Annotated in this window: 2 protein-coding genes; both read right to left on the bottom strand. The window is 65.5% G+C overall.

Features of this window, described 5'->3' with window-relative positions:
• Positions 1–48 precede the first annotated feature (48 nt).
• On the bottom strand, positions 49–648 hold the full coding sequence (locus tag QJT78_RS50450) for a UPF0149 family protein (protein ID WP_018273740.1): 600 nt from the start codon (positions 646–648) through the stop codon (positions 49–51).
• Between the two features lie 47 nt (positions 649–695).
• Positions 696–2195 (bottom strand): IS66 family transposase, encoded by a 1500-nt coding sequence (locus QJT78_RS50445; protein WP_166354469.1) that lies wholly within the window; start codon positions 2193–2195, stop codon positions 696–698.
• Positions 2196–2218: the final 23 nt, after the last annotated feature.

Below are 2218 nucleotides of genomic sequence, written 5' to 3'. Positions count from 1 at the left end.
GTAAACGGTACGAGAGGCCCACGGAGCCACGGACTTGGTGCGGACGGCCTACGCACCGCGCTTGAAGCGTATAGGCATCCAGAACTGCCGGAGGGCCTCGACGGTTGCTGGAATGTTGCGCCAGGCGTTTTGGATGATGGGCTGCGTTCCCAGCGTGCGCCGGGCCGGGGGTAGCAAGGGTCGACCGGCGTCGTCGATGCAATGGACCAAGATCGGCCGCAGCATAAGGTGTTCGGTTCCATTCGGGGGGAGAAGCCGCGACCAGACGAGAAGCCGAAGCTTCATGACGGCGTAGAAGCCCATGCACCAGGGCTGCGGGTCGACTTCGCCGTCCGGTGATCGCACGAACAGCGGCTCGAAGCTCTCCGGTCTCGTCGACAGCGTCTCGCTGATAGCGTTGTGGCGCATCAGCGTGGCGGCGATTGCCGAGAACTCCTCGGTGTCGTGATTGAAGGCGTCGGGATCTACGCCGAGGAGCGGGCACACCCATTCCTCGGACGCCATCGAGACCGGCCCGGCGACGACCGCGGCCACCGCGCCATCGAGCATGGAGAGCGACGTCGCCCGCGGATGCCGAAGCGTCGGCGACCTGGCGCGCTTGCTGATCCATTGCCCGAGCCGTTCGAACGACATGGCATAGTCCGCCATCGTCGTCTTGCGTGCTTTTCGCGTTCCCCGCCCTTGCTTCGGCTTCGTCATGCCACGGCCCGCTTTTCGGCTTCGCGTGCGGCCTTCCAGTTCCAGGCCAGAAGTTCGTGAAGCTGGTTGGTCTTCGTGGCGCCGCTCACCATGCGATCGAGAACGTCGACGAGATACGCCTCGGGGTCGAGGCCATTCAATTTCGCTGTGTTAAGAAGCGAAGCGAGTATCGCCCAGGTCTCGCCCCCGCCTTCGTCACCACTGAACAACGAGTTCTTTTTTCCGATCGCAATTGGCCTGATCGATCGTTCGACCGTGTTGGTGTCCGGCTCGAGCCGCCCGTCATCCAGGAACGTCGTCAGGCCCTGCCAGCGTTCGAGCATGTAGTCGATCGCCTTGATGAGCGTCGAGCGGCGGGAGATCCCGTCCTTCACCGCGATCAGACGGGCCCTCAACGCCTCCATCAGCGGCTTCGTCTCGGCCTGTCGCGTCGCGCGGCGTTCCCCAGCATCGAGACCGCGGATCCTCTCCTCGATCGCGTAGACGGCCGCAATGCGCTCGATGACCTCCGCGGCGAAGGGTGAGTTCGTCGTCTTGTGCACCCTCACGAAGTTGCGGCGCGCGTGAACGAGACAATACGCCAGCTGGATCTGGCCCGACATCATCGCATCGCCCGCCAGCGAGGCGTAGGCGGCATAGCCGTCGACTTGCAGCACGCCTTCGAAGCCGGCTAACTGCGCCACGATCTCCTTTTTGCCGCGACCACCTGCGAACACGTAGGCGACCGCCGGCGGCGCCGGCCCCTTCCACGCCCGATCGTCCGTCGCGTGCGCCCAGAACTGGCAGATCCTCGTGCGGCCGCGTCCCGGATCGAGCACTGGCATCGGCGTCTCGTCGCAGAACAGCCGCTCGAAGCCGTGCATAGTCTTCAGTTGCAGATCGTAGAGGCCCCTGACCAGCCACGCCGCGCTCCCCATCCAGCGCGCCAGCGTCTGACGGTCGACGACGACACCCTGACCCGCCAGGATCTGCGTCTGGCGATAGAGCGTCGATTGCCAGGCATATTTGGCCGCGGCGATATGCGCGATCAGCGCCGTCGTTGCCATGCCGCCCTCGACGAGCCGCGCCGGTGCCGGGGCCTGGACAATCGGGCCCTCACAGGAGCGGCAGGCGTATTTTGGACGGATCGTGCGGAGCACACGCAGCCACGCGGGAACCCGATCGAGCGCTTCGCTGCTCTCCTCGCCGATCCGATGCATCTGACCCGTGCAGCACGGGCACAGCGTGGACGCCGGCTCGATCACCCGCTCGACCCGAGGCAGATGCGCCGGCAGCGCGCCGATGTTGCGCTTCGCTTTGCGCCGCTCCGGCCGCGGCGCGTCCGGTTTGTCGTCATTGGCCGGGAGCTGTGAGCCGGCGGTCCGTTCCAGATCAAACGCGATCTGTTCGGCGCAGACGATCGCCGCGCGCTCCGATCGTGCGCCGAAGATCAGGCTCTTCAACGTGGCGATCTCTGCGCGCAGATCATCGTTCTCGCCTTCGAAAGCCAGCACCATCTCGGCAAGAGCCGCAGGGTCAG

Origin of the sequence: Bradyrhizobium sp. Mp27 (genome assembly GCF_029953005.1) — a bacterium.
Taxonomy (GTDB): Bacteria; Pseudomonadota; Alphaproteobacteria; order Rhizobiales; family Xanthobacteraceae; genus Bradyrhizobium; species Bradyrhizobium barranii.
The sequence above is the reverse complement of the archived record's forward strand: the minus strand, read 5'-3'. Positions and strand labels throughout refer to the sequence as shown.